This is a genomic window from Pseudoalteromonas luteoviolacea, assembly GCF_021654285.1.
Taxonomy (GTDB): Bacteria; Pseudomonadota; Gammaproteobacteria; order Enterobacterales; family Alteromonadaceae; genus Pseudoalteromonas; species Pseudoalteromonas luteoviolacea_J.
On record NZ_JAKFZS010000007.1, the window covers coordinates 24,799 to 48,620 of the forward strand.

General features: G+C 39.9%; 19 protein-coding genes. 11 read left to right on the forward strand and 8 right to left on the reverse strand.

Annotation, left to right across the window (positions count from 1 at the left end):
- Positions 1 to 27: 27 nt before the first annotated feature.
- From L1077_RS07755 to L1077_RS07770, 4 genes are all read left to right on the forward strand, one after another.
- The gene (locus L1077_RS07755) at positions 28 to 516 is read left to right on the forward strand and encodes a phosphatase domain-containing putative toxin (protein WP_063363105.1); all 489 of its coding nucleotides are present in this window, start codon (positions 28 to 30) and stop codon (positions 514 to 516) included.
- 415 nt (positions 517 to 931) lie between these two features.
- Positions 932 to 1,984: a hypothetical protein gene (locus tag L1077_RS07760; protein ID WP_237136319.1), complete on the forward strand. Its 1,053-nt coding sequence runs from the start codon at positions 932 to 934 to the stop codon at positions 1,982 to 1,984.
- Positions 1,985 to 2,163: 179 nt separating this feature from the next.
- A complete protein-coding gene (locus L1077_RS07765) occupies positions 2,164 to 3,405 on the forward strand; it encodes a hypothetical protein (RefSeq protein WP_237136320.1) in 1,242 nt (413 codons plus the stop codon).
- A gap of 155 nt (positions 3,406 to 3,560) precedes the next feature.
- Positions 3,561 to 3,944, forward strand: a complete 384-nt coding sequence (locus L1077_RS07770; RefSeq protein ID WP_237136321.1) for a nuclear transport factor 2 family protein — start codon at positions 3,561 to 3,563, stop codon at positions 3,942 to 3,944.
- Between the two features lie 78 nt (positions 3,945 to 4,022).
- Here L1077_RS07770 and L1077_RS07775 read toward each other — a convergent pair whose 3' ends face one another.
- Positions 4,023 to 6,029, reverse strand: a complete 2,007-nt coding sequence (locus L1077_RS07775) for a spermidine synthase (RefSeq protein ID WP_237136322.1) — start codon at positions 6,027 to 6,029, stop codon at positions 4,023 to 4,025.
- Between the two features lie 135 nt (positions 6,030 to 6,164).
- On the opposite strand from L1077_RS07775, the gene L1077_RS07780 reads away from it, so the two are divergent.
- Positions 6,165 to 8,159 (forward strand): winged helix-turn-helix domain-containing protein, encoded by a 1,995-nt coding sequence (locus L1077_RS07780; RefSeq protein ID WP_237136323.1) that lies wholly within the window; start codon positions 6,165 to 6,167, stop codon positions 8,157 to 8,159.
- A 65-nt stretch (positions 8,160 to 8,224) separates the two neighbouring features.
- Here L1077_RS07780 and L1077_RS07785 read toward each other — a convergent pair whose 3' ends face one another.
- Positions 8,225 to 9,094, reverse strand: coding sequence for a hypothetical protein (locus L1077_RS07785; RefSeq protein WP_237136324.1), 870 nt, complete (start codon positions 9,092 to 9,094; stop codon positions 8,225 to 8,227).
- Positions 9,095 to 9,653: 559 nt separating this feature from the next.
- Between L1077_RS07785 and L1077_RS07790 the strand changes: the two genes are divergently transcribed.
- The gene (locus tag L1077_RS07790; protein WP_237136325.1) at positions 9,654 to 10,964 is read left to right on the forward strand and encodes a cysteine hydrolase family protein; all 1,311 of its coding nucleotides are present in this window, start codon (positions 9,654 to 9,656) and stop codon (positions 10,962 to 10,964) included.
- 145 nt (positions 10,965 to 11,109) lie between these two features.
- On the opposite strand, the gene L1077_RS07795 is transcribed toward L1077_RS07790, so the two are convergent.
- Complete coding sequence (locus L1077_RS07795; RefSeq protein WP_237136326.1) at positions 11,110 to 12,309, reverse strand: helix-turn-helix domain-containing protein; 1,200 nt, start codon at positions 12,307 to 12,309, stop codon at positions 11,110 to 11,112.
- Between the two features lie 154 nt (positions 12,310 to 12,463).
- Here L1077_RS07795 and L1077_RS07800 point away from each other — a divergent pair, with 154 nt between their 5' ends.
- The 3 genes from L1077_RS07800 to L1077_RS07810 all read left to right on the forward strand — a co-directional run bounded on the left by L1077_RS07800 (position 12,464) and on the right by L1077_RS07810 (position 15,022).
- Positions 12,464 to 12,898, forward strand: a complete 435-nt coding sequence (locus L1077_RS07800) for a DUF6326 family protein (RefSeq protein WP_237136327.1) — start codon at positions 12,464 to 12,466, stop codon at positions 12,896 to 12,898.
- 71 nt (positions 12,899 to 12,969) lie between these two features.
- Positions 12,970 to 14,370 (forward strand): FG-GAP repeat domain-containing protein, encoded by a 1,401-nt coding sequence (locus L1077_RS07805; RefSeq protein ID WP_237136328.1) that lies wholly within the window; start codon positions 12,970 to 12,972, stop codon positions 14,368 to 14,370.
- Positions 14,371 to 14,686: 316 nt separating this feature from the next.
- Complete coding sequence (locus L1077_RS07810) at positions 14,687 to 15,022, forward strand: hypothetical protein (RefSeq protein ID WP_237136329.1); 336 nt, start codon at positions 14,687 to 14,689, stop codon at positions 15,020 to 15,022.
- A 356-nt stretch (positions 15,023 to 15,378) separates the two neighbouring features.
- Here L1077_RS07810 and L1077_RS07815 read toward each other — a convergent pair whose 3' ends face one another.
- The 3 genes from L1077_RS07815 to L1077_RS07825 all read right to left on the reverse strand — a co-directional run bounded on the left by L1077_RS07815 (position 15,379) and on the right by L1077_RS07825 (position 19,467).
- Positions 15,379 to 16,665 (reverse strand): Xaa-Pro dipeptidase, encoded by a 1,287-nt coding sequence (locus tag L1077_RS07815; RefSeq protein ID WP_237136330.1) that lies wholly within the window; start codon positions 16,663 to 16,665, stop codon positions 15,379 to 15,381.
- A gap of 168 nt (positions 16,666 to 16,833) precedes the next feature.
- A complete protein-coding gene (locus L1077_RS07820; protein ID WP_237136331.1) occupies positions 16,834 to 18,384 on the reverse strand; it encodes a response regulator in 1,551 nt (516 codons plus the stop codon).
- 240 nt (positions 18,385 to 18,624) lie between these two features.
- Entirely contained in the window at positions 18,625 to 19,467 is an 843-nt protein-coding gene (locus L1077_RS07825; protein WP_237136332.1) for an HDOD domain-containing protein, read from the reverse strand.
- Positions 19,468 to 19,679: 212 nt separating this feature from the next.
- Here L1077_RS07825 and L1077_RS07830 point away from each other — a divergent pair, with 212 nt between their 5' ends.
- Positions 19,680 to 21,233: an AbgT family transporter gene (locus L1077_RS07830; protein WP_063363117.1), complete on the forward strand. Its 1,554-nt coding sequence runs from the start codon at positions 19,680 to 19,682 to the stop codon at positions 21,231 to 21,233.
- 51 nt (positions 21,234 to 21,284) lie between these two features.
- Here the strand turns inward: L1077_RS07830 and cmoB are convergent, their stop codons facing one another.
- Positions 21,285 to 22,253, reverse strand: a complete 969-nt coding sequence (cmoB, locus tag L1077_RS07835; RefSeq protein ID WP_237136333.1) for a tRNA 5-methoxyuridine(34)/uridine 5-oxyacetic acid(34) synthase CmoB — start codon at positions 22,251 to 22,253, stop codon at positions 21,285 to 21,287.
- Between the two features lie 10 nt (positions 22,254 to 22,263).
- Positions 22,264 to 22,989 (reverse strand): carboxy-S-adenosyl-L-methionine synthase CmoA, encoded by a 726-nt coding sequence (gene cmoA, locus L1077_RS07840; protein WP_063363119.1) that lies wholly within the window; start codon positions 22,987 to 22,989, stop codon positions 22,264 to 22,266.
- Between the two features lie 117 nt (positions 22,990 to 23,106).
- Here cmoA and L1077_RS07845 point away from each other — a divergent pair, with 117 nt between their 5' ends.
- Positions 23,107 to 23,796: a DUF3334 family protein gene (locus tag L1077_RS07845; RefSeq protein ID WP_237136334.1), complete on the forward strand. Its 690-nt coding sequence runs from the start codon at positions 23,107 to 23,109 to the stop codon at positions 23,794 to 23,796.
- The last annotated feature ends 26 nt before the right edge of the window (positions 23,797 to 23,822 follow it).

The window sequence follows — 23,822 nt, forward strand, 5'->3', positions numbered from 1 at the left end:
TGAAATCATAGAGTAAGGGGTATAACTATGACAACGCACCCATTTGATAAGTTACAGACAGAGTCAGGATACACATTCTTTTTGACGCCCTGCCCAGGGACCAAAGGTGTCGCGTTATTTTCAAGTTTAAAGCAGCTCAAAGAAGCGAATGTCGCAGGCGTGATCACGTTAATGAGTGATGAGGAACTGATCCAAAGCGGAGTAACTGGTTTGGAAGCTGGGTGCGCAAGTGTTGAGTTATTTTGGTGGCAATTCCCTATCTCGGACGATGGTATACCTACAGAGGTATTTAAGCGGCGTTGGCACAAGCACCTACAACACATATTGCATGTCATTACGCAGGGGAAAACGGTTGCTGTGCACAGCAAGGGGGGCTCGGGCCGAACGTGCTTGATGATAGGGTTACTATTGTTAGCACTTGGCCATACCAAAGCACAATCAAGGCAACTGGTCTCGAGGGTGTGGCCAAACGCATTGAATAACCCTCATCAATCTCAGTTTTTTGAGTGCTTCTAACCCTCTTTTTGTATTAGATGGATTTTTCCATCTAATACTTTCCAATTCGCTAAAGAACGTAATTTCTTTCTTTAACTAAATATGTTTTTTAGTACCCCTCTGTTTTTAATAAAGATTTTTTGTATTTCGACGGTTTTTCAATAACTTTTATAAGTGTAAATCTTTCACTCTGGTCGTATCAGTTGTTTATTTATATGAATTTTAAGAGTTTATTCCAACTTTAAAGGTTTTTTGTTCCTTTTATGAGCTAATACCAAAAGCTCATTTTTAGCACGTTTGCTAGAGCTTTTGTTTAGATATTGGTAATAATAAGTGCAACTTTTGACATGGTCACTAGCTTTAACTAGGTACTTTAGTACTGGTTTTCCAGGGATGCTTGCTTATGACAGCTCGATACACACCACTGGAGTGTTTTATGCAACTATTTGAAACTGATACAACTCGCTTTACTAACGGTGCTCGCCCACTGGCTGCCTATGTACTATTCACCTTGCTGCTTTTGTTGCTCACCCTGTTAAGTTTCCCAAGTAAAGCCATGGTTGTGATGTCAGGGGAGTTAGATAAGCATTTAAAGTCTTATAATTATGGAACAAAGGCGGACAACAAATGGGTTCAACCAAGCCATGAATATCAGCAAAAGTTTCACGTTTTATTTGAGGCTTTTCATCAGCAAAATTGGTTATTAGCTAGCGACTTAGCTAATGAATTAGACTATCAAGTTATCCAATTTAATGATGTCGATACAGACAAAACCTACTTTTTATTGCAAGAGAAGTATCAATTACCAAGTGAAAGGTTCATCGGTGGCGGAACTTATGTGTTAAATACTTCTGGTACTAATGCCGTATTACAAGCGCCACATCCAAAAAGAGATTCGTTTACGGGCACACAGGCAATAGACGCATTTTTATATACGCAGACAAAGTTACTTATGTTAGCAGGTACGCGACGTGACAGCAGCCATGAAGTGAGTGAGTGCACAGGCACGAATTATTCAGCCAGTGATGTTGCGCATCAAACAGAGTCATTATTTCAAGTAGTACATGAATATATGAGTGACTTTGACCAAGCAACTATATTTATTCAATATCATGGTTTTGGTAAAACAACGCGTGCAAAACTTCAAGCACAATGCGGCACTGATAATGATCTGATGCTTAATTTAAGCGAAACGGTGCGTTATTCAACGAACCCCCAAGAGCACAGCATCTTGCACTCAATACGCCGCAATGTAGAAAGTGAAGGTGTTATTAAGGCTTGTGTATATGGTAATGACACAAAAAGCTTAGGTGGTACGTGGAATGTACAAGGGCGTCATAGCAATGATTCTGTAGACAGCTGCCATAAAAGCGCAGATGCATCTTCTAAGCGTTTTATTCATCTTGAACAAAGCTATGGGGTTAGGAAATATCACAGGGCTGCAATGCAAAGACACCTCAAAGACGCACTAGACGAATATTTTCAGTAATCAATCTCCCACCTCAGTAAACCAAGTTGCTAAAGAGAATAGTCGCTCTTTAGCAACTTTTATGATCTAACACTTTGCTTTGAATAAAAAATTCTGTAAAGTTTTCTGGTCTGGAATTTAGGTGCTACAGTGGACATGTATACCAGCCCAGCACTTTCTTTATTTATTTGGAGTAAACAATGAAGTTTCCATTTATTATCTCAGGGCTTGCTTTTGTTACGTTATCAGCACATGCTCAGTTGAATATTCAGTTAACAAGTCAAACAGAAAACCCCTCAATTAGGAAGGAAGGTGGCGTTCTTGAGGTTCAAAAAACGCTAAACAACAACGGTTCGACGAATGTTGCCGTCAAAGTATACAGTCATGTTACTTTCCCTGATGGCAAAACTTTTGTTGATGCGATTCCAACTGAATTATATCTTTCACCAGGAGAAAGCTTTACTGACTCGAATTCAATGTTAGAAGTGCCAGCCAGCTTTCCCCGCGGCAGTTATAGCTATCATTACAGTGTTTATAACCAGGATAATAGTCAAATACTCAGTGACAGTATTACATTTGAAAAGAAAAGTCGCATTATTGATGTGGCTGTGAGCCATGATAGTGCATGCGGTACTGACTTGACAGGTACCTTATGCTGGAAGTTAACGGATGGTCGGCTTTATACCCCGGCGCCTGAGCCAATATACGATATTAAAGATATAGCAATAAACAGTAAAGGTGGCTGTGCGATTGTTGGTAAAGAAGTGAAGTGTTGGAGTAACAGGCATTACAGAACGCATGTTCAGTCATTTTGGAAGGCTTTACCTTCGGCTGTGACCTTTACAGATCCACAAAAAATATTTGTGGCGCACACTTACGATAATTATTGTGCTATTGATGGCGGTGAGATTATCTGTTGGAGTTCTGGAAAGTGGAACCCAGGCGCTGTAAACACTGCTCCACCTAAATACTCTGAGCTAAAAAACCCGAGCAAAATTGAAATTGGTCGAGCTGCTGCCTGTATTCGACATGATGATGGTATTGACTGCTGGGGTGCCAAGAGCTCTCCGACAGTATCGGATGTACCTACCTTTACTAACCCAACGCACCTTATTGTCGGGTTAGATTATGCGTGTGCTAAGGGCGATGAAGGAGTAAAATGCTGGGGTAAGGCGCCAGCTTCTGAGCTCAATGCGCCTGAGTTATTGCCACATACAGAGCTGAGATTCGGCTACCCAGGGATATATTCTTATGATGAACGTGGCATGTCGGGTTGGTCTACTCGTCCTGCACAGATAGGCCCATATCAAATGCAAGAATTGATTAATCCTATAGATATTGACTTTGACTACGGATACGTATGTGCATTGGACGATACAGGTATCGTTTGTGGGGGGCGAAATAACGCTGCTAACACTGTGCCTGAACGGTTTAAATATTAATTTTCATTAAAGCCGTGCTCAAGTAAAGTTGGGCATGGTTTTACGCTTGTTTGGGAGGACAAAGTCCTCTTTTGTTAACCCTCACGTTGCTTTTTATCTTCTATCATGTAGCTTAGTATTTGTTCAATCAAATAAAAATATATAAGAAAGTAAAAATGCGAGAGAGCGAAAAAGCTGCACTCATAAACCAATATATCGAAAGCTATAACGTTTTTAATATTCAAGATATGCTGTCTTTATTTGATGAGAGCATTGTGTTTGAAAATGAAGCTAATGGTGAGGTGAATGTAAGGGCAGAAGGCAAGCAAGAGTTTGAAAGCCTTGCCAAAGAGTCTGCAAAGTTATTTAGCCATAGAAAGCAAACAGTTACGAACTTGATTGTGAACGACACGACTGCCCAAATAAATATTGATTATTTGGGGGGGCTGGCTGTTGATTTACCTAATGGCATGAAGGTAGGGGACGAGCTGACAATACAGGGCAAATCTTACTTTGAGTTTAAAAATGAAAAAATTAGCTATATTAAAGATATAAGCTAAGTACAAAGATACAAACACGACTTGTGTAGTCAAATATAGCATCGGCTACACAAGGTAATATCGAAATAAATTGTAAGCTTATAACTTGATATAGGGCAGTAAGCTGTGCTTTTCATCTGTCCATTGTGCGGTTGATTGGTTTGTAAATGCATATCTATCTATGAGTGTGGATACTGGCATTGACCGTAGGAATTCTTCATTACTTGTCATGATGGCCCATTTTGATCCCAACTGTGAATTCTCATCTCCTTGATAATCAAAAAGCAATAGAGACTTATCAAAACGTAAACTTTGACTTGCCATAATAGGCATGAGATCAATATGATTATTGGAAATATGCATGACTAAAACACCATTATTGTGCATTCTTTGCCAATATAGTTCAAATGCTTCAACAGTGAGTAAATGCGTTGGAATAACATCACTGGTAAATGCATCAATAACAATCGCATCTTGTTGAAAGATGCTTTGGGAAATCTCTTTAGCAACTAATTGTCTGCCATCACCTATTTTCACGTTGATACTAGCTAAACTATTATCTAGATAGCTGAAGTACTTTTTAGCAACGTCGAAAACAGCCGGATTTAATTCATAAAAAGTTATCGTATCATGCTTTTTGCCATACTGTGCAAGTACACCTGCACCTAAGCCAATAATCCCCATGTTTATTGGACCATTCGCTTGTAAGATCTCAATTGCTTTAGCGATACCTGTACTTTGGTGGTAATAGCCTTTATCTGAACTTATATCATTCATAAGTTCGTAACCGTGAATTGTTGTTCCATCTATAAGGCGGCGTTCAATAGTATTATTAATTGTAATGTCTTTAACTGTTAGCATGCCATAGAAGTTCCTTTCGGTTATTACGTTAAGGTTTGTATATGCATTATTTAATAGTCCGAAGCCACAAATAGTTGACATGAATACACTCATGTATCCGAACTTTATGTATTTAGATACAGAGCTTTGGGTGCAGAGATATATATGTAAAGAAAAAATTGCGATCAGGGTAAGAGGGTACTCTATTGGCAGGTTAAAGGTTGCTGGCGCTATAATTGAACTTGTTAAACTGCCAAGTACACTGCCAAAAGCAATGCAAACATAGAAAGATGTCATTGAGTAATGGTTTGGGGCAATTCGTCTTAGCTCTCGGTGGCAGCTAAATGTACAAATTAATAATATGAGTCCGTACATACTAAACTGAGCAACGGCATTAAATTTACTACCTAGGAAATACATTAAAATGCCCGCCAAAGTCGCAAATATTAAAGCGGAGTAGGAATAAAAACTGCGATTTCTCACAGGAAGTGAAAAAGCAATGATAAAGGTGATCAAGTAAATTGCTAAAGGCATAAGCCAAGTCAAAGGCATTGGTGGAATGTTAACGTTAATCATAAATGTGGTAGAGCTCAAAAGCAGCGAACTCAGAGCTGCCAAACTGATACATAGAAAGTGATTATTGAAAATAACTGTGGCCGGCTTTATTTGGTTTATGCATTTTCCTTGAAATATTTTTTGAATGAGCAATGTCTTAAGTAGGAAAAATAACGTCACCAACACGAGCAAAGCTAAAAACCAGAATTCTTTGAGTGTGGTAAGCCCGAAGTAAACTTCAAATATAAAAGGAAAAGTAAGTAGAGCGACAAGTGAACCAAAATTAGAGATCGCGTACCAGTGGTAAGGTACAGGGCTTTGATTTACTAAACAGTACCATTTTTGTAGCAGTACGGATGTGGTGCTTAACATGATAAAAATTGGGCCTATTTGAGCAGCAAGTGCCACAACGACCGACCACGTAGGGGGTAGCATATCGAGAATGCTTTTCTCAACGTGTGTATATGTAACGGTCATAGCCATGATTAACAAAGTTAGGTGTAGTGCAATTTGCCACTGTAGTCGTAAGTGACGGATTAAGTGGATGTATAAGTAGCCCAATAACACGCACGCCTGAAAGAAAAATAGGCCAGCTGACCAAACAGACGCACCTCCGCCAAATTGAGATAATTGTTCTTTAGATAAAATAGGTTGGATTTGAAATAATAAAAATGCACTAAGTAAAATTATTAAGGTAAAGAGTACTGCCATTATTCATTCTTGTAATTTATTGAGTGGAAGGGCAGCGTGCATTAAATCGTTTTATCGATGCTATAAAATCTAGCTAGAGATTGTCTTAAGAAAAGCTTAGTATATGAATTGTAAGCTTATTTAGGAGTCGTTAAGTTGAAGTTCGAAATAGGGAGTTATCACGTAGATGTTAAACGGTGTCAAATTACAGGTTTTGGCGACGTCACTAACATTGAGCCGAAAGTGATGGAAGTGTTGGTTTACTTGTATTCCCATAAAGGGGAGGTGGTAAGTCAGGAAGAAATTTTTAACGCAGTGTGGCCGAAAGCAATATTTAACCCCAGCTCCGTTCAACGTTGTATTGCCATACTAAGAAAGGCATTTGATGACGACGCTAAGCAGCAATCCCTATTAATTACTCACCCCAAAAGAGGGTATAGCTTAGAAGTACCAAACCCTAAATCAAACACGTTTAAATTTGTATTGGTGGGAGGAACCGCTTGTTTGATAATTGCAGCGATGTTTATTTCTCTTTTTTTAAATCATTTTTCTCATAAAAATGACTTTTCTAATTTGTTGCCTATCAGCAGTAGTTCAGGAAATGAATTTGCTTTTATGGCGTCACCAAACGACGTGTATATTGCTTTTATCCGTGCTGAGGAAAACACTAAACATATCTGGATTAAGCAGCTTGATACAGGAATGGAAAAGCGTATTTCACACCAGCCGGCAGATTATTTAAGCTTAGGTTGGAGCCCAAATGGTAATGGGTTGGTTTTTGCAGTGAGAGAGCAGGCTGGCACGTCTTTGCAATTTGCCACATTGGATTTGGTTTCAATGGCACCCCTCGAGCAAGAGGAAGCGTATCGCACCACAGATTATCTGATCTCAAGCCATAGATTAGACTGGAGTAATGATAATACGGTTTACTTTACTGAAAAGCACCGGGAAAGCAGTGATACGCAGCTGGTGTCATATAACCTAATCACAAAGAAAAAGCATGTTTTACACCAATCAAAACAAACTGACTGGCTCTTAATGCAATCATTATCCCCTGATCACACCCACATAGCATTAGGTTTTGAAGCGGGTCAAAATAAGTACCGAGTGGACTTACTCAACCTAGATAGTGGACAACTGAAAACGCTTGTCACGATTGAAGATGGATTAAGTGGGCTAAGCTGGCATCCGGATAAACAAAGCATACTGATGAGTAAGCGCAATGAAATACTTTCCGTTGATCTGCAAGGCCGAGTTTCTAAGTTACCGTTTAAAAATTATCAAATTGTGCGAGATGCAAGCTACTCGTATAGCGGTGAAGAGATTTTTATGGAGCTTGTGAAGGTAGATGTCGATATTCTAAGCGCAGAGCGAGAAAACATTAAGAGCTTAAAACCTTTAGTTAACTCCTCCTCAGTAGACTTTCTGCCTGTATTTTCGCCAGACCCATCTGTGTTTGCATTTGAGTCACATCGTTTTGGCCAAAAGCAGCTATTTATATATGAGCAGGGTCAAGAGCGGCTACTATTTAAAAACTCAGACAATGTTGAGCTGTTTGGGATTGCATGGTCAAAAGATGGTAAATCCGTCTTTACGGCTAGTAAAGATACAATATTCCACATAGATGTTGCGTCAAATAAAATGGAAGCGATCCCACATAAACACAGTTCTTTTTATCTTCGCGAAGCATATCATCATAGTGATGCTTTATTGGTATCTTATCGTTCATCAGATGGAGTTGGGTTCCATGTTGCGAAGTTCGATATAAAAACGGGTGAGTTGCAAGAGTTCGAAGCAAAAGGTGAGAGATTGTCCTGTTATTCAATGGGGTTGGATGAGTCGGATAATATTTACTTCTCTAATGCATCAGAAGTATTTAAGCGCAGCGACACTGGTGAAATTGAACGTGTTTGGCAATCACAAACATCAGGGATTATCGGAGTGACGACGGAGTCAAATATGCTTTTTGTCACTTTGGAGCAGGATAACCACTACAAACTGGTAGAGCGTGATTTATTGTCTGGTGAGACAGATATCACATGGATAGGTAATAAAGATGGCAAAATGCTTATCAATGCTGCACATGACTACTCACAGTTTTTATATCTCACTGAGCCAACTCGTCAAAAACAATTAGCTAGGTTGAGATAAAGTCATATGGCCGCAGCCAGCTGCGGCCATAGTGTGTTTTCAGGCTTTGTTTATCTCAATAGTTATTAACCTTTGGACCTAAGTGTTTCAATAAACTCAGAATCTATCCAATATATGTCACCATTTCCCATGCTCGTCGTTCTATTGAAAAAGAAGTATTTACCATCTGGAGACATATAGCCGCCAGCTTCACCAGCGGTTGTATTCACTGTTGGCCCTAAATTAAGCGCTTTACCCCAACTTCCATCAGACTTACGAAAACTGATATAAAGGTCTGTATCACCAAAGCCTTGGGGTCTTTCACCATCCCATATAATATAGCTGTCATCAGGGGCGATAAAAGGGGGCGCATTCCATTTACCGGTATTAATATGTGCAGGTAATGGTTTTGGCGCTTGCCTAACACCATTTTTTACCTCAGAGATCCTCAGTAAATCACCATTTTTATAATCATCGAGGATATAGGTACCTGAAGACGATGAAGATAAACGCATTATGCCCCAATTCTCGTTATTGAACATTGAACCTAAGCTTTTGACTTGTGACCAGTCGGAGTCTGTTCTACTACTATATTGATTGCCAAGATGTAAGGTATTACCATCTGGTGAAAGAGTGGGGCGGCCAACTCTTGGCGCTAATGTGGAACCATACCAGCGATTGTCTTTTTGCTTGTACGTTATTGTCCACCACTCATTAGTATTGGCGTTCATGCGCGTAAAATAGAGTTCCTTTAAGTCTGGCGTAAACGAAATAGTGTATTCTCGGTCTTTTGGTGTGCTCAATAACCCTGGCGCAAAGACTTTGGCAGTTTTTCCTGGTGGTGTTTGTCCTAAGTAAGGGCCATGCAATCCAGTGTCGACCTCCTTTGCTCCAACTAAGTTGCTGGCAATAATAGTGCTTGTGGCAATCAAAAAGCAGTTTATTGTTCTTATCATGTGTTCTCCGGTTTTGTAGTGTTGATTTCGCTTTCAATAAGGAGAATTTACCTGAGTTGACTTTAATGACTTGAAGAAAGAATGACTTTTGGTTGATGTTAAGATTATTTAAAAGTAAGTTTAATTTTCAATTGGTTATGTTTTTTTGAGGCTTAAGCTAGGAGTAGGTAGGTAAACCTTGCTAGGAAGAAATACAATGTTTTATAAAGATTTGATTTATCACTAGTATTTGAAAATAGATTACTCAAATACCAAACTTTTCAACTATTCCAGATATCTCTTCTATTGTCTTTAAGTTTATCACAGAGCCGCTGAAAATATTTCTGAGCTAGCGTTATTGCAAGATCAAATACAACGTAATGTGCCATTACCCATACTCATTTCAACACGATACCACTTAACCTTTAAAAATTTTGCAATGCCACAGTTATAAGTGCAGATGAAATAATCGCTTGATTTATCCTTGCTTGACTTTGTTAACAAAACGTTTAAGTATCGATGGTTGTGTAAAAATTAACCGTTAACTTGCTTTGAAAAGGATAATTAAATTAGGTGATTTATGAAAAAGTCTTTATTAATACTTTCATTGGCGCTTGGGCTGTCCGCTTGTAACATTGATGAGAGGCTGCAATTAGCTCATGAAACAAAAAAGAGTGAACACGTTCATTTGAGCGCCCAAAATACGGGGTTGCTCATCATTGACGCTCAAAAAGGGTATGTGATGGATAGTGACGACTTTTGGGTCAAAGTCTTCTATCCCGAGTTGGAAATACCGGCGCAAAATGTTGATCCTCAATTACATTCTAGCATTGACCGTATTGCACAATTGGCGCAAAAAGCCAATGATTTAAATATGCCGACTGCGATTACGTATGAAGCATTCGAAACCGATACAGGTTTAGATTATACGCCCTACATAACGCGCATTGAGCAAGTGCTTGACGAAAATACCCAAAGCTATTTCAAGCAAACGTTTAACTCAACATTAGAAGCTGATATTTATGCTGCAATGGAAGCTTGGACAGATACTGGCATTTCTCGCGTGGTAGTTGCTGGTGCTGAAACTGATGTGTGCGTTATGCAAACTGTGTTAGGCCTTAAAAAAATGGGGTTTGATGTCTACCTGGCAAGTGACGCGACGTTTTCGACAGAAATTTATGAGCGGCCCACTTTTAAGCGTTTGCAGCAAGCTGGGATTAAGTTGGCAAAGGCCAGTGAAATTATGGAGTCGATGGAGTCTAAAGACAAATTGGTTTATAGCCCACGCTACGCAGTTGGTAAACGAGATGAATTATATCAAGGTGATCGTCATAAAATGGCAATGATCAATTTTAATATGGATGACACAAGCTTGAGTAAGGCAGAGCACGACAATAAACTTGCAACAGAGCCTAGGTTCACATTTTTAGGACTAGAGCAGGAGTTTTTGTTTAGCTACATGCCGAGTTTTCACGTGAATAAAAAAGGGAAGCCCTACACATCCAAATATCGCAAAAATGCCAATGTTGTGAGCTATAAAAATATTGACCCTGTGATTGCTGACATTAAAGCGTCTGGTAAGACGCAAGCAGTGATTTCAGGTGTGGTCTCTCAGTTAGGCTTGTATGACGCGGTCTATAAATTAATTGCAGCAGATATTACCCCAATTATTCTAGAGGATGCGTTATTAGGAGCAGATGTAGACCCAATTCACTATTTAGATTATATCTATCAACTGGGCGCGGTGCCAAGCACACAAAAGTCACATGGCTATGAGATGTATGTCGAGATACAACTCGGGGACTTTACTGAAGAAGAAATAGCAGCGTACTATGAAATGATATCGCTGAATGAAGCCGTGATCCCTGAAGTGTACCCGCGTTTGCGTTAGGCCTTTTACGTTTTATTTAGAGCGCCAAAGTGCGGCTCGTAATTGGAATTAATTAGTGTCGTATAACGCGATGCTAATTAATTTTATGTAGCGTATTAAAAGCTTGCGTAAACTATAAATTTAAGAATTTCCTCGACGTGGTTTTTTAACTATTCACTTGCTCCTTACGGTACTCGCTTGGGGTTTGCCCTGTTACTTGTTTAAATGCTTTATAAAAAGAGGAGCGCGCGTTAAAGCCAACATCTAAAGCAATATCGAGTACGGTGCTGCGATTTGCCAATATCTGAGGTTTGGCTGCTTCAATACGCCATTGATTCACAAAATCAAAAAAGCTCATGGATAGCGTTTCATTCAATGTCTGAGATATGTAGTTTGGCGAAATATTGAGGTGCTTAGACAGTTGTTGTAGTGATAGATTTGAGTCTAAATAGAGCTTGTCTTGCTCCATTGCTGAATTGATCTTTGTTGCAATCCGCACCGACTGTGTTTTATCTAACGCCGAGCGTTGATATTTTTTGGCTGCAACGGGTTTGCCATTTGCGTTATTTCTGTCTGAGCTGTCGCTATGATCAATGGAAATGCCTTTTGCATCACTACTCTCTAACGTAGCTAACACAGGTTTTTGTTGCAGGCCAAAGTGGCTCATGCACCATATTAGCAGCAAAGATAGGAGCATCTCTGTATTGCTATTAAATAAGGCTTGGTCGAACAAACTCGAAGAAAAAACGGTTACCAAGGAGCATAACCACACACTTACTGCAATTAAAAGCAGCCAATTCATCCAGTTGAGTTCTTTTTTATCGTGATTTGAAAAAATGTCTTTGAGTCTTTTACGGTATTGATTCAGTCGCCGCACAATTTTTATCAAGGTATAGACACATTGAGCTAACCAAAGCAGCATTATGATTAAAAGCCCTATGAATAAAGTACTGACAAAAGGGCTGTTTATTTCTTCGTCATGGATGAAAACAGCAGTATGAACATCGCTTGGCAAAGACAAGATCATGCCAGAAATCAGTAAAGCGGGGAGCACCAAGATGTAGCGATAAAGCTGTTTTTTATGGAACTGCCAAGGAATATCGGCTGTAAGCCCCTCGACATAACACCATAGTGATGGACAAAGCAAAAAAAGGGCAGGGAACGCAATGGCTGTGTACACAGCATAGTATTCAGGTAGTAAAGAGGAGGTCACAGAGTTTAACGCTAAAATACCACTGGCGAATAAAAACAATGCCAGAGGCCAGTTTAGTGCACTTTTCACTGCACGTGATAATAGAATTGGCACACTGATACAAACTTGTCCAACAATCATCATCGTTAGAATTATTTCGATAGGGTCAGCCAAATTCTGTTCCTTTTATTGCGTGTCCTTGAGTGACTTTAATTTAAAAAAGTGTCCGCACTTATAGTCTCGGACGACCTAGCTATTTATAAATTATATCGTTTAGCTTCGTCAACCACCCCATATCATGGGCTTAATTTAAAACAACGGAGCTAATATGAATACGACAAAGGATATCTCCTTGCCTTTTGAGGATTACCAAATAAACGTTAAGTTGAAAATCTCAGCACTTTGGATTGCAGTGATGTTTTGCTATGTCTACGGTGATTATATTGAAGTGTTTGTACCAGGTGTTATGTCTGAGGCGTTGCTCGTCAGCGCAGATAGGAAGGGCATTCAATATGAGTTTTTTGCCGTCGCGCTGCTCATGTCCATACCAAGTGTCATGATTTTTCTAACATTGGCACTCAAACCTAATCTCAATCGAAAATTAAATATCATCATTCCTGGTTTGTTTATTGTGCTGCTAGTGTCACTTAATTTAGAAACCGGGTGGGGTTTTTATTTATATCTCACTGGGCTCGAAATTTTATTGTCTTTGATGACAATCCGGTATGCATGGAAATGGCCAAAGGCAGAAATCATGCGCTAAGCGTAACCGTGATATTAAACTTTATCTAACTATTACAGATGAATAGCACGTATTTTTAATGGACTTATAATATGAAAAAATTACTCACTTTAGCTGTATTTAGCAGCTTAACTTACGCAGGCGACTCAATTGATTTACAACATAAAGCCGATGACAGACTTATTATATCAGACACAGATTCTGCCTTTGTCGCTGGTAATGGTGACTCTGCTTTTTTACAAAAAATAGACCTTAAGACTCAACAAGTCACTTTATTAGCGCTACCCGAAAAGCCGATTATCTATAGTCTTGGCAAACTTAAAAGCCATCAAGGGGCGCAAGCATTTGTGTTAACTGAGCAGGGCATTTTTCACGTTAATGACACTGAAGCACGTAAGCTTATAAATATTGACTCTGTATTTAAAGCTGAGGCTTTTTCGCAATTTCAACATCAAGCATTTACGCTAGATGCGAATGGTGATGGATTGACTGATTTTTATTTACCGGGCATTGAAAAGCAGTATGTTTATATCCAGCAGAAATCAGGCAAATTTTCCCAAACATCACTGCCTTTGCGTGCCAAAACAGTGACGCATTCTACCGAGAAAAATTTGACCATCAGTCACACATTGCCTCAATTTCCAATATTGGCTGATGTGAATGGGGATGGTATCGATGACTTGATGTTCTATGAGCAAAAAAGGGTTCAGTATTTTACATCGACAGACCATGGTCCTAGCGCTAAAGGGCAAATACTCGTTACGTTCGATGAGAGCGGCAAACAGCGTATCGAGAAACTAAGCGACTTTAATAATGATGGCTATCCTGACATCCATACGATAGAAAGCCTGTCAGAGGATACTGGCAAAGAAAAGGACTTGGACAGTGAAAGTATTCATCGGGTCTTTTTTTCACAGCAGACAAGCAGCGGGTTGGTTTTTAAAGATAGCCCTGACATTGAGCTTACGTTGGAAGAAACGAGCGGCATCGCTAATATCAGCGACTTCGATGGCGACGGGCTAGATGATTTGGCAGTGATCTCTTTTGATATTGGTTTTATGGATATTCTTTCAATCGCCAGTGCTGCGATGGACAATAAAGAAGTGATGCTCGATAGCTCAATTAGTATCTTTAAAGGAAAAAACGACAACCAATTTGCAAAAAAAGCGGCGGCAAAGAAAAGCTTTGAAATCGCAATGAATATGAATGAATCAAGCAGCGGTGCAGGCAAAGGCATTATTTTTAAAGATTTCAACGGTGACGGCTTAACAGATCTATTAATTAGAGCTGATACCAATGAACTTAAAGTTTATTTTGGTGATGCTAAAAGAGGATTATCGCGCAGAGCAAAGCGCATAAAGCGCGCTTTGCCAGCATCTTCAACAGATATTTATAGCCATGATATTAATCTTGATGGTAGAGAAGAAATTGTATTGAAGGTAAACGACAAAAAAGCAGGTTTTAGGTTAGATACGATTTTACTTGCTAAGTAGGGGGCTCATAGTGATTAACTGCCTGTTATTGAACTTACAAAAGATCGACGGGCAGTTTTTTATCGTAATGGCGGTTTATATAAATAATTTTTATATTGTTGATTTTATTGGTTATATTTTTTTAATCAGTAGAGATTTATAAGCATGCAGTTGAATTTGTCTTAGATAAATTTACAGGGAAATTCAACTTGTTTTGATTTAACTGTTTACATACGTTGGATATGAAATAAAATTAGCACCCTTAGTGGGTAACTCAGCACTTGTGCTGTGAGAAACCTGTGATGTTGCGTTAATTTACGGTTGAACAAGCAGAAATATGATCAAATTTATTGAAACCACGCCTTGGTGGTTCTTAATACTTCTTTATGTCACAACATTGGCCCTTGGAACCTTAATCGGGGCCCCTCTGGTGATCCAAGCTTATGATTTGCCTAATCCAGTTGAAGTAACTCGACTGTTTGTATTAGTACCGTTAATCAAAGTACACTATTTACTCCCTTTACTGTTGGCGGTCACTTTTGGCTTGAAGTTTGTTAAAAGCAAAGGTCAGAAACCACTCACGCTATCATTTATTATCGCAAGTATTATTCTTGTGCCTGTTGTATTTTATGGCTTACAACTTTCAGATATTTATTTGTATGCAGAAGCCTAAAAAATCATTTTACCTCTTCACGCAAGCGTAAATGTTTGCTGTGGTTATGCTATCGACACTGTACTTTAAGCGTGCAGTGTCATATCTGATATGGTTGCTTGAATTCAATTAAATGGCTTTTCGGCAAAAAGAAATCAATTTTCAGTTATTCGTAAGTCTTCAAGTTACTATGTCACTATTTTGTCAGGAAAGGATCTCACTGGACCTCCATTAATGGGACGCAGCAAACATCATCTTTACAGTGAACGAAAATTAGCGCTAGGTTTTAGAATTAGAGGCCCCATTGGGGATTAATAAAGCGGTTAGGGCGGATAGATACTTCTGATATCTATCCTAAGTTCCTAAAGGTTCAATACTTATTTTAACAAGCGTTTATCCACTTCAACTTTGCCATCTTTTATGACTAAAGTGACATTTTCCATTACTTGGATATCATTGAGTGGGTTACCTGGGACGGCCACAATATCCGCAAGTTTACCGGGCTCTAAAGAACCAAGATGTTCTTGTAATTTAAGTAGAGTTGCCGAGTTTATGGTAGCGGCTTGTAATGCTTGCAACTCGGTCATGCCAAATTGGACCATTCGGCTAAATTGCTTAGCGTTATTTCCGTGTGGGTAAATACCGCCATCGGAACCAAAAACCATATTAACGCCTGCTTTGACTGCTTTAGTAAAACTATCGCGCTGAATTGAGCCAACTTTACGCTCTTTCTGCAGGCTCTCTTCTGGTATACCTGCTTTTGCACCTTCTCCCAATATGTACTCAGTTGTGTATATATCCATAGAGAAGTAAGTACCATGTTTTAGTGCAAGCTGTATTGCCTCATCATCTAAAAAACTGACATGCTCTACAGAGTCAACGCCTGCTCGGATCGCCGATTTGATCCCATTCGTACCATGAGCATGTGCTGCGACTGTCAGCCCTCGCATATGCACTTCATTCACAAGCGCTTCCATTTCTTCAAACGAGTATTGCTGAGCGCCTACTTTGGTACCTGTTGACATAACACCACCAGTTGCGCAGAACTTGATAACATCAACACCATATTTCACATTTTCACGTACTTTATGTCGAACTGCCCATGGCCCATCTGCGACACCTTCTGAGACAACTTTGTGCTCATGAGTAAATGCATTAATATCACAATGCCCACCGGTAATACCTATTGCAGGTCCTGATGCAAAAACCCGAGGTCCAGGGATATCTCCATCATAAATGGCATCACGGATAGCAAGATCTGCATAGCCAGACGCGCCTAAGTTTCTAACTGATGTAAAACCTGCTTCTAGCGTACGCTTTGCGTTTATAGCTCCTGTAATTGCCGAGCGAGGAACAGTTCGTCGCAGCCTTTCATAACCATGCACGGATGCATCACCTGTAAGGTGAACGTGCATATCAAATAATCCTGGCACCAATGTATGGCCTTTTAAATTAATGACTTTGGCATCTGAACTGACGGTATCTTTAGGAGTATGCTGAGAGACTGAAATAATGGCTTTATCCTCAACGACAATAGTTGCAGGGGTGATGAGCTGTCCCGATTTCACATCAAGTGCTGCGTCCGCTTTGAGTATCAGGGTGTTTGCGAACGCGTTGCTAGTAGAAAAAATGAAAGCTGAAGCTAGGAGTGTTTTATTGAACATATTTTCTTCTTATGATTATTTTTTTCAAAAATAGTCTAGGCAGGCTAGCAGAACCCTCGCAAGTATTTTACGACTGAGTGCACAATTTACCTGATGAATTTATAGGCAAGTAAAATGTAAAAAGCTTTTGTAACAGGGTGTTAATGAGAAAATAGGCTTTACTAGTTGTTAGCTTACAACTGTTTGCCTTAGTTTTGATTGCTGTAAATAATGAATGTAGTCTTGCTCTTTTAAACCTGCTTCACGGCTTGAACGCAATAATAAGTCATTCAGCGCTTGGTCATTAATGCCACTTCTGAGCGCTTTACTACACATTTTTATGGTGTCTTTATATTCACCAGAATCAAACAGCCGAGAGGCAAATTGCATATAAGCCTCCTGTTGCTCTGATTCCTCTTGGTAAATTTTAGCAAATACTTCTCTGTGCATTAATCCCGCTAACACATAGTGGCTATTCCTATGTTGCTTGCCAAGTGCTCTATGGGCGTTAAATAGCATTTCTCTGGCGTGTTCCATATCCTTAACGAGGAAGAATAAGTAAGCAACAAGCGTCGCTGCACTTGGATCATCTAACACACTATGGCTAAGTTGCAAAAGCTTTGCGCTGGCATCAGCCTCTTTGCTCTCTAGTAACATCATCATGATCAACAGCAAATTAAATTCATCAGAGCAGTATTTTTGCATGTTTGATGCATGTCGTGTAATGGCAGTTTTCAAATCAGTTTGAATTGATTTAAGTACTTTAGGGTCAATCGCCTCTTTATTGTCTAATGTTTCTAAGAAACGAATTTTAATCGATAAGGCAGATAGTAAAGTAGACAGAGCAGGATCTTCACTGTAAGCACGCTCTTTGCGTCTAATTAAATTATCTATGGCGTCATGCTCTTTGCAAACATGCAAAACCATCAGGCTTAGCCGGAACATGCTCAGTGACATATCTTCAATAGGAAATGCAAGCACTTGAGCTGTCGCAAGATCTCGGTTGTCTGTCTGAAATGCGATGTATATTTGCCAATAAAAAACACGCACAGGGTAATCTTGCCGTGTTTGAGGCTCTGATAAAAAGCTTTTACAGGCTTCAAAATCTTTTAGCTCATAGTTGACATGGAACAGTGACCATTTAGCCCATTGGATGTTGCGCTCAGCCAAAGGTAAAAGCAGTTTCTTTGCTAATGAATAGTGCCCAAGTTTAAGTAGTAAGTTGACAAGTAGTTGATTACGCGACTTTTTTAAATAGTTTGGATACTCTTGATTACGTAACTCTTTGAGTTTTAATAAGGCATTTTTGAATTTTTTTGCCCTAATGAATTGGTAAGCTAGTTTAAACTCTTTAACTTGAAGCGTATGTTCTTTCAGAATGGTCGCGAGGTCTTGTGGAGTATAAGGTACTTCCAGCAGTTGGTTACTGTGAAACGGATACTCACAAGCGTAATCAAATGCACTTTGCCTTTTTGCCATATACACAAGCCTGGTCATGGGTGGCAATGTTTCGTTGTACACGAGCTCGCTGACAAGATCATAAAGGTTTTTTATGGTATCAACTTGGTTATCTAAAAAAACAATATCATAAGTATTTTGCTTAGCCGAACGCTCAAAAGCACTACCAGAGCGGTAAGATCGAACATGAGACACGCCTTGCTTGTTTAGCAAAGCTTCTAAAAATCTAATGTTGTCGCTGTTATCGTCGACTATTGCAATTTTTAGGTCTGAATACTGCACGCTTTTTCCTTTTATCAGCCGTCGGAGATATAACCGATGCTGAAAAAAACACCTGTCTTGTAGTTAAATTTGGAACTCGCTATTCTAATCGTTTTAAACTCATAATCATAGAGTTAAATGCACTTTCATTTACATTTATTTAAAGTTTGGCTGTTGGGGGATAAAACAGGCGGTTTTTGGTTTGGGCTTTGGCATGTATGTGTCAAAAATTAGCACGCAGCATGCCAAAGTCGTTGGCAATTAATTGAATATTTCTTCCACGTCATCTTTTATGTCTTGATATGCGTCTTCATCTAATTCTAAAACATGAAGCACATCTGTTTTTATATAGGCCCAGTCGGGCACTGATACAAAACGTTTATTTACTTGTACCAAATGTTCTGCCATTTTTAGGGTTGCCATAGTGCATACGTGTTCTATATCGTGGTTTTCTTTAAAAAACTCCATATCATGGTGTCTAAGTATGAGCTTGCAGATGGGCTTGGGCAGATTCCAGCTATTGGCAAGAAAATACCCAATGGTTGCGTGATTGGTACTATATATAGCTTCTTCTTGTTCTACCAGTAACATATCATAGTTGCTATTAGCGCAAGAAAGTACATTGGCATAATCATCAAATTTTAATGCCATAGCAGGAATGCCTGCATCATGAAAGAGCCCGAGCATATGCAGACTTTCCAATGGGATTTTAACTGGAATTTTGCGGCCAATGATCATCGCGACTTCAGATATCTCGTTTGCAGTGTCCCAAAACCTTTCCAAGCTTATACAGCAACGAGATTGATCAAATGCTTGTTTTAGCAAAAAGCCTGTAACAAGATGAGTCACACTGTTTAATCCGAGAAACATTACTGCTTGACGGATATCAGTGATTGTCCGTGAAAAACCATATGATGAGGAGTTAATCACTTTTAATACGGCCGCAGAAGTCGCCACGTCTGTGGCAATAAGATCTGCAATTTGGCCAAGTTCTGGCTCGCTTGATTGTAGAAGTTCATGTAAGTGAGTAAGTAATTCTGGTTTCGGCGGAAGGGAAAAACCTTTTTCTACATCATTAAGAACAACATTGTCTATTTCTATCATAGTTCTTCCATCTCGATGCTAAACATCAAATTTAGGTGATTGCACTGACGTTAGATGAGTATAGTAGTACCTGCTAAATTTTGTGCTGATGGTATTAAATTTGTATTTTTTGCCTGTAAAGTAATCAACCAGTTGGTAATTCAGGGACGTTTTATTGCTTTCATTCGCTTTGTTAAGTTAAGGTTAGATAATTTTACTGTTTGGGAATAATTATGAGTCAATCACCAGAAGCGGCAGCGCCGAGTGGGGCAGTTGCACGTTTTCTTAACGGGATCGAACGTGTGGGGAATAAACTCCCTGATCCTGCTATTATTTTCTTGTCAGCGATGCTGCTGATATGGTTCCTTTCTTGGATTTTTTCAAGCACGACTTTTGATGCGATAGACCCGCGTACTGGTGAAGCTATCGTTGTTCATAATCTACTAAGCGGTGATTCACTCGCCAGTTTCTTAGCCAATATGGTTAAGACGTTCACAGGATTTGCACCTCTAGGTGTTGTATTAGTTGCGATGTTAGGTGTTGGTGTTGCTGAGCACTCTGGTTACATTAACACTGGCTTGAAATTAATGTTGAAGCGCACACCTCAAGCTTTATTGACACCTTCAATCATTTTAATTGCGATTGTGAGCCACACAGCAACTGATGCAGGGTATGTATTGGTTATTCCATTGGCTGGTGTAATTTTCTATGCCATGGGCCGTCATCCTCTTGCAGGTATTGCAGCAGCGTTTGCAGGTGTAAGTGGTGGATTTAGTGCTAACTTCATCCCATCAGGTATCGACCCGTTACTGCAAAGCTTTACACAAAGCGCAGCGCATATTATCGATCCTGAGATTGCAATTAACCCGCTGAATAACTGGTTCTTCACCTCAGCTTCTAGCTTGTTCATTATTCTTCTTGGTTGGTACATCACGGATAAAATTATCGAGCCTCGTCTTAAAAATACAGAGATCGATGGTGACACAAACAGCTTACCTTCTTTTGATGAAGTGAACGCAAAAGAAAAACGTGCATTTTTAGCTGCATCTGGCGTGATGCTATCAGGTATTGCGTTATTGGTTTACGCAGCAAGTGGTGAAGACTCGGCTCTACGCAGTCCAAACGGCTCGCTGACTGAATTTACAGCGCCGCTTATGCAATCTATTGTACCGCTTATTTTCTTACTGTTTTGGGTACCTGGTGCAGTGTATGGCTTCTTGGTTGGTACTTTTAAATCATCTAAAGACATGATTGATGCCATGAGTAAGTCAATGGGCAGCATGGCTTACTATATTGTAATGGCATTCTTCTGTGCGCTATTTATCAGTGCATTCAGCCAATCTAATTTGGGTGCATTGCTGGCGATTGAAGGTGCAGAGGTACTTAAAGCGCTCGCATTACCAAGTTCAGTGACGGTGGTAGGTATTATTTTCCTAACTGCGTTTGTGAACTTATTTGTTGGTTCCAGCTCTGCTAAGTGGGCGTTGCTAGGTCCTATCTTTGTTCCAATGCTGATGCAACTTGGTCTATCACCTGATTTGACGCAAGCCGCTTATCGTGTTGGTGACTCAAGTTCGAATATTATCACACCGCTTATGCCATATTTCCCACTTGTTGTGGTTTATTGTCAAAAGTATGTGAAGAACACGGGTATCGGTACTTTGATAGCACTGATGATCCCATACTCAATCGCCTTCTTAATAGGTTGGAGTATCTTCTTGTTGGCTTATTGGGGTTTGAGTATTCCACTAGGTCTACAATCAAGCTACATTTATCCTGCTGGATAAATAAAAAAGCCGCTCAATTGAGCGGCTTTTTAATCTCGATAACTTAGCAGATTATGCTTCAGCTATGAATATAGCGCGCAATGGAGCAGGGTAACCCTCAATCGTTTTGCTTGGGTCTAGTGGGTCTAAGAAATCTGCAAGTGACTCAGTTTCCATCCACTCAGTCTTACGCTGTTCATCTAATGAAGTGGTGTCTTTGTTGACAACACGAACGTTCTTAAAGCCAACGCGCTCTAACCACAGCTTGAGTGCATCACAGCTGGGGATATACCAGACATTACGCATTTTTGCATAGCGATCAGTCGGTACTAGCACAGTATTTACATCGCCTTCGATCACTAAGGTTTCAAGCACAAGCTCGCCACCTTTACGCAGTTGTGCACGCAATTGGCTTAAAAAGTCTATCGGTGAGCGTCTGTGATAAAGCACACCCATAGAAAATACTGTATCAAATGCTTTAAGCTCAGGTAACTGCTCTACGCCTAATGGCAGTAAATGCACATTTGGGTCTGGATTAAAGTGTTTAATCGCTTGGAATTGACTTAAAAACAGATCCGATGGGTCAATACCAACGACAAAGTCAGCACCAGCGCCTTTCATACGCCACAAGTGGTAACCAGAGCCACAGCCAATATCTAAAACGGTTCTACCGTGCAGGTCGCTAATGTGTGGCAGTAGTCTGTCCCATTTCCAATCACTTCGCCATTCAGTGTCAATGTGAATACCATGGATATGGAAGGGGCCTTTTCGCCATGGCATCATACGCTTTAATAAATGGGTAAGCTGCTTTGTATGGCCTTCTGAAAACTCATCGCTTAAGCCAAATTCGACTCGATCAGCGGTGTTGATGTGTGTTGTCGTTGACTCAGGCAAGTTTTTAAGGACCTTTTCCCACTTTGGCCAATCACCATGTTGTGCTTCTTTTTGCCAGTGTGTTAACTGGGTAGGCAAAGTATCTAACCAATGACTGAGCTGGTTTTTAGCAATGGCTGCGTAAAAGTCATTAAACCAAGTATTCATAATATCCTCGTTATTTTATTGCGACCATAGAGCAAAAGTTAAAGCACTGATACCACACTTGCGTGTTTGAAAAACCGACATTGCTCAGCCTTTCTCTATGAGTGCTAAGGGCATCAGTGCGCATGATGTTTTCAATTGCGGTTCTTTTTTGGCTTATCTCTAATTCTGAATAGCCATTTTGGCGTTTGAAATCATGGTGCAGGTCAATCAACAAGTTATCTTTGATATCGTTTTCGCCTTTGATCTTTTCTGATAAAAGCAAAACACCACCGGGTTTTAAGCCTGCATAGATTTTTTCAAGTACAGCTTGTCTTTGATCTTGCGGGATGAACTGCAGCGTGAAGTTCATTGCAACCACACTGGCATTTTCAATTTGGATGTCATTAATGTCACCCAGTTGAACATTAACAGGCACTTCGGATTTAAAGCCTTTTAGGTGTAATTTACAGCGTTCAACCATAGGCGCAGAGTTATCAATGGCGATTATCTGGCAGTTTTCTTTGTCGATGTTACGACGCATACTGAGCGTCACAGCGCCCAAAGAGCACCCTAAGTCATACAAATTTGAATTACTTTGCGCAAACTGACCTGCAAGTTTACCCATCGTACTGACCATTGTGGCGTATCCGGGAACTGACCTTTGGATCATGTCTGGGAACACTTCGACGACATTTGCGTCAAATGTAAAGTCTTTTACTTCTTGCTCTGCGGCATAAATACTGTCTTTGCCAGTCACAATACTACTCTCATACAAAAATAATCTCGCTATTTTAGCATTTTATACTGGATAGTCAGTGATAAATTGAGTAGCTTGGCTACTATTAGTCATAAGAAGTAAAAAATGAGATAAAAAATGGCGAAAAATAAAGTTGTCAGTACAGAAGATATCCTATCAACCTTGTGTCACTCAGTGACTGAAGTGCTTTCATCAGCGAGTGGAAACCAAATTTCATATTCGGCGATGGTTCAAAAGATCACGCGTACCTGCATGCGACCGGATATCGGCTGTTTTGTGTTGTTCGATGGCGGGTTTACAGGGCTTGTTGTGACTAACTTCACAGCTCAGGCAGCGATGGAAATCTACCAAGATTACATGCGCAACATGGGCATGCCGGAGAGTGAAATTGCACAAAGCCACCTATCTGACGATGTATCAAACGTCATGGGTGAATTGATGAACCAAATTGTTGGTGATTTTACAGGTAAAGTAAGAGAGCAATTACATACCTCAATTACGCAAAACCAGCCGAAAATGATGGCAATTAATAAGCAGGTGCAAATCTCGGTTGATACAACCATGGACAGACCACAAGCAAGACGAGTGACATTCACGACGCAAGGGCAGAATATATTCTATCTTGAGCTAGCAATGGATAAGACTGAGTTTATTAAGCTCCATGATTTTGATATTGCAGAAGCGGTAGACCCGGACGATATTATTGCAAACCAGAGTTCTTCATCTGCAAAAGCGAAGGCAGCAAAACCAGCTGAGCCACAAGAAGATGCTGCTGATGATGACTTTATGGCAGAGCTAGGCTTATAAGCTCTTTGGTGTAAGACATCATGTAG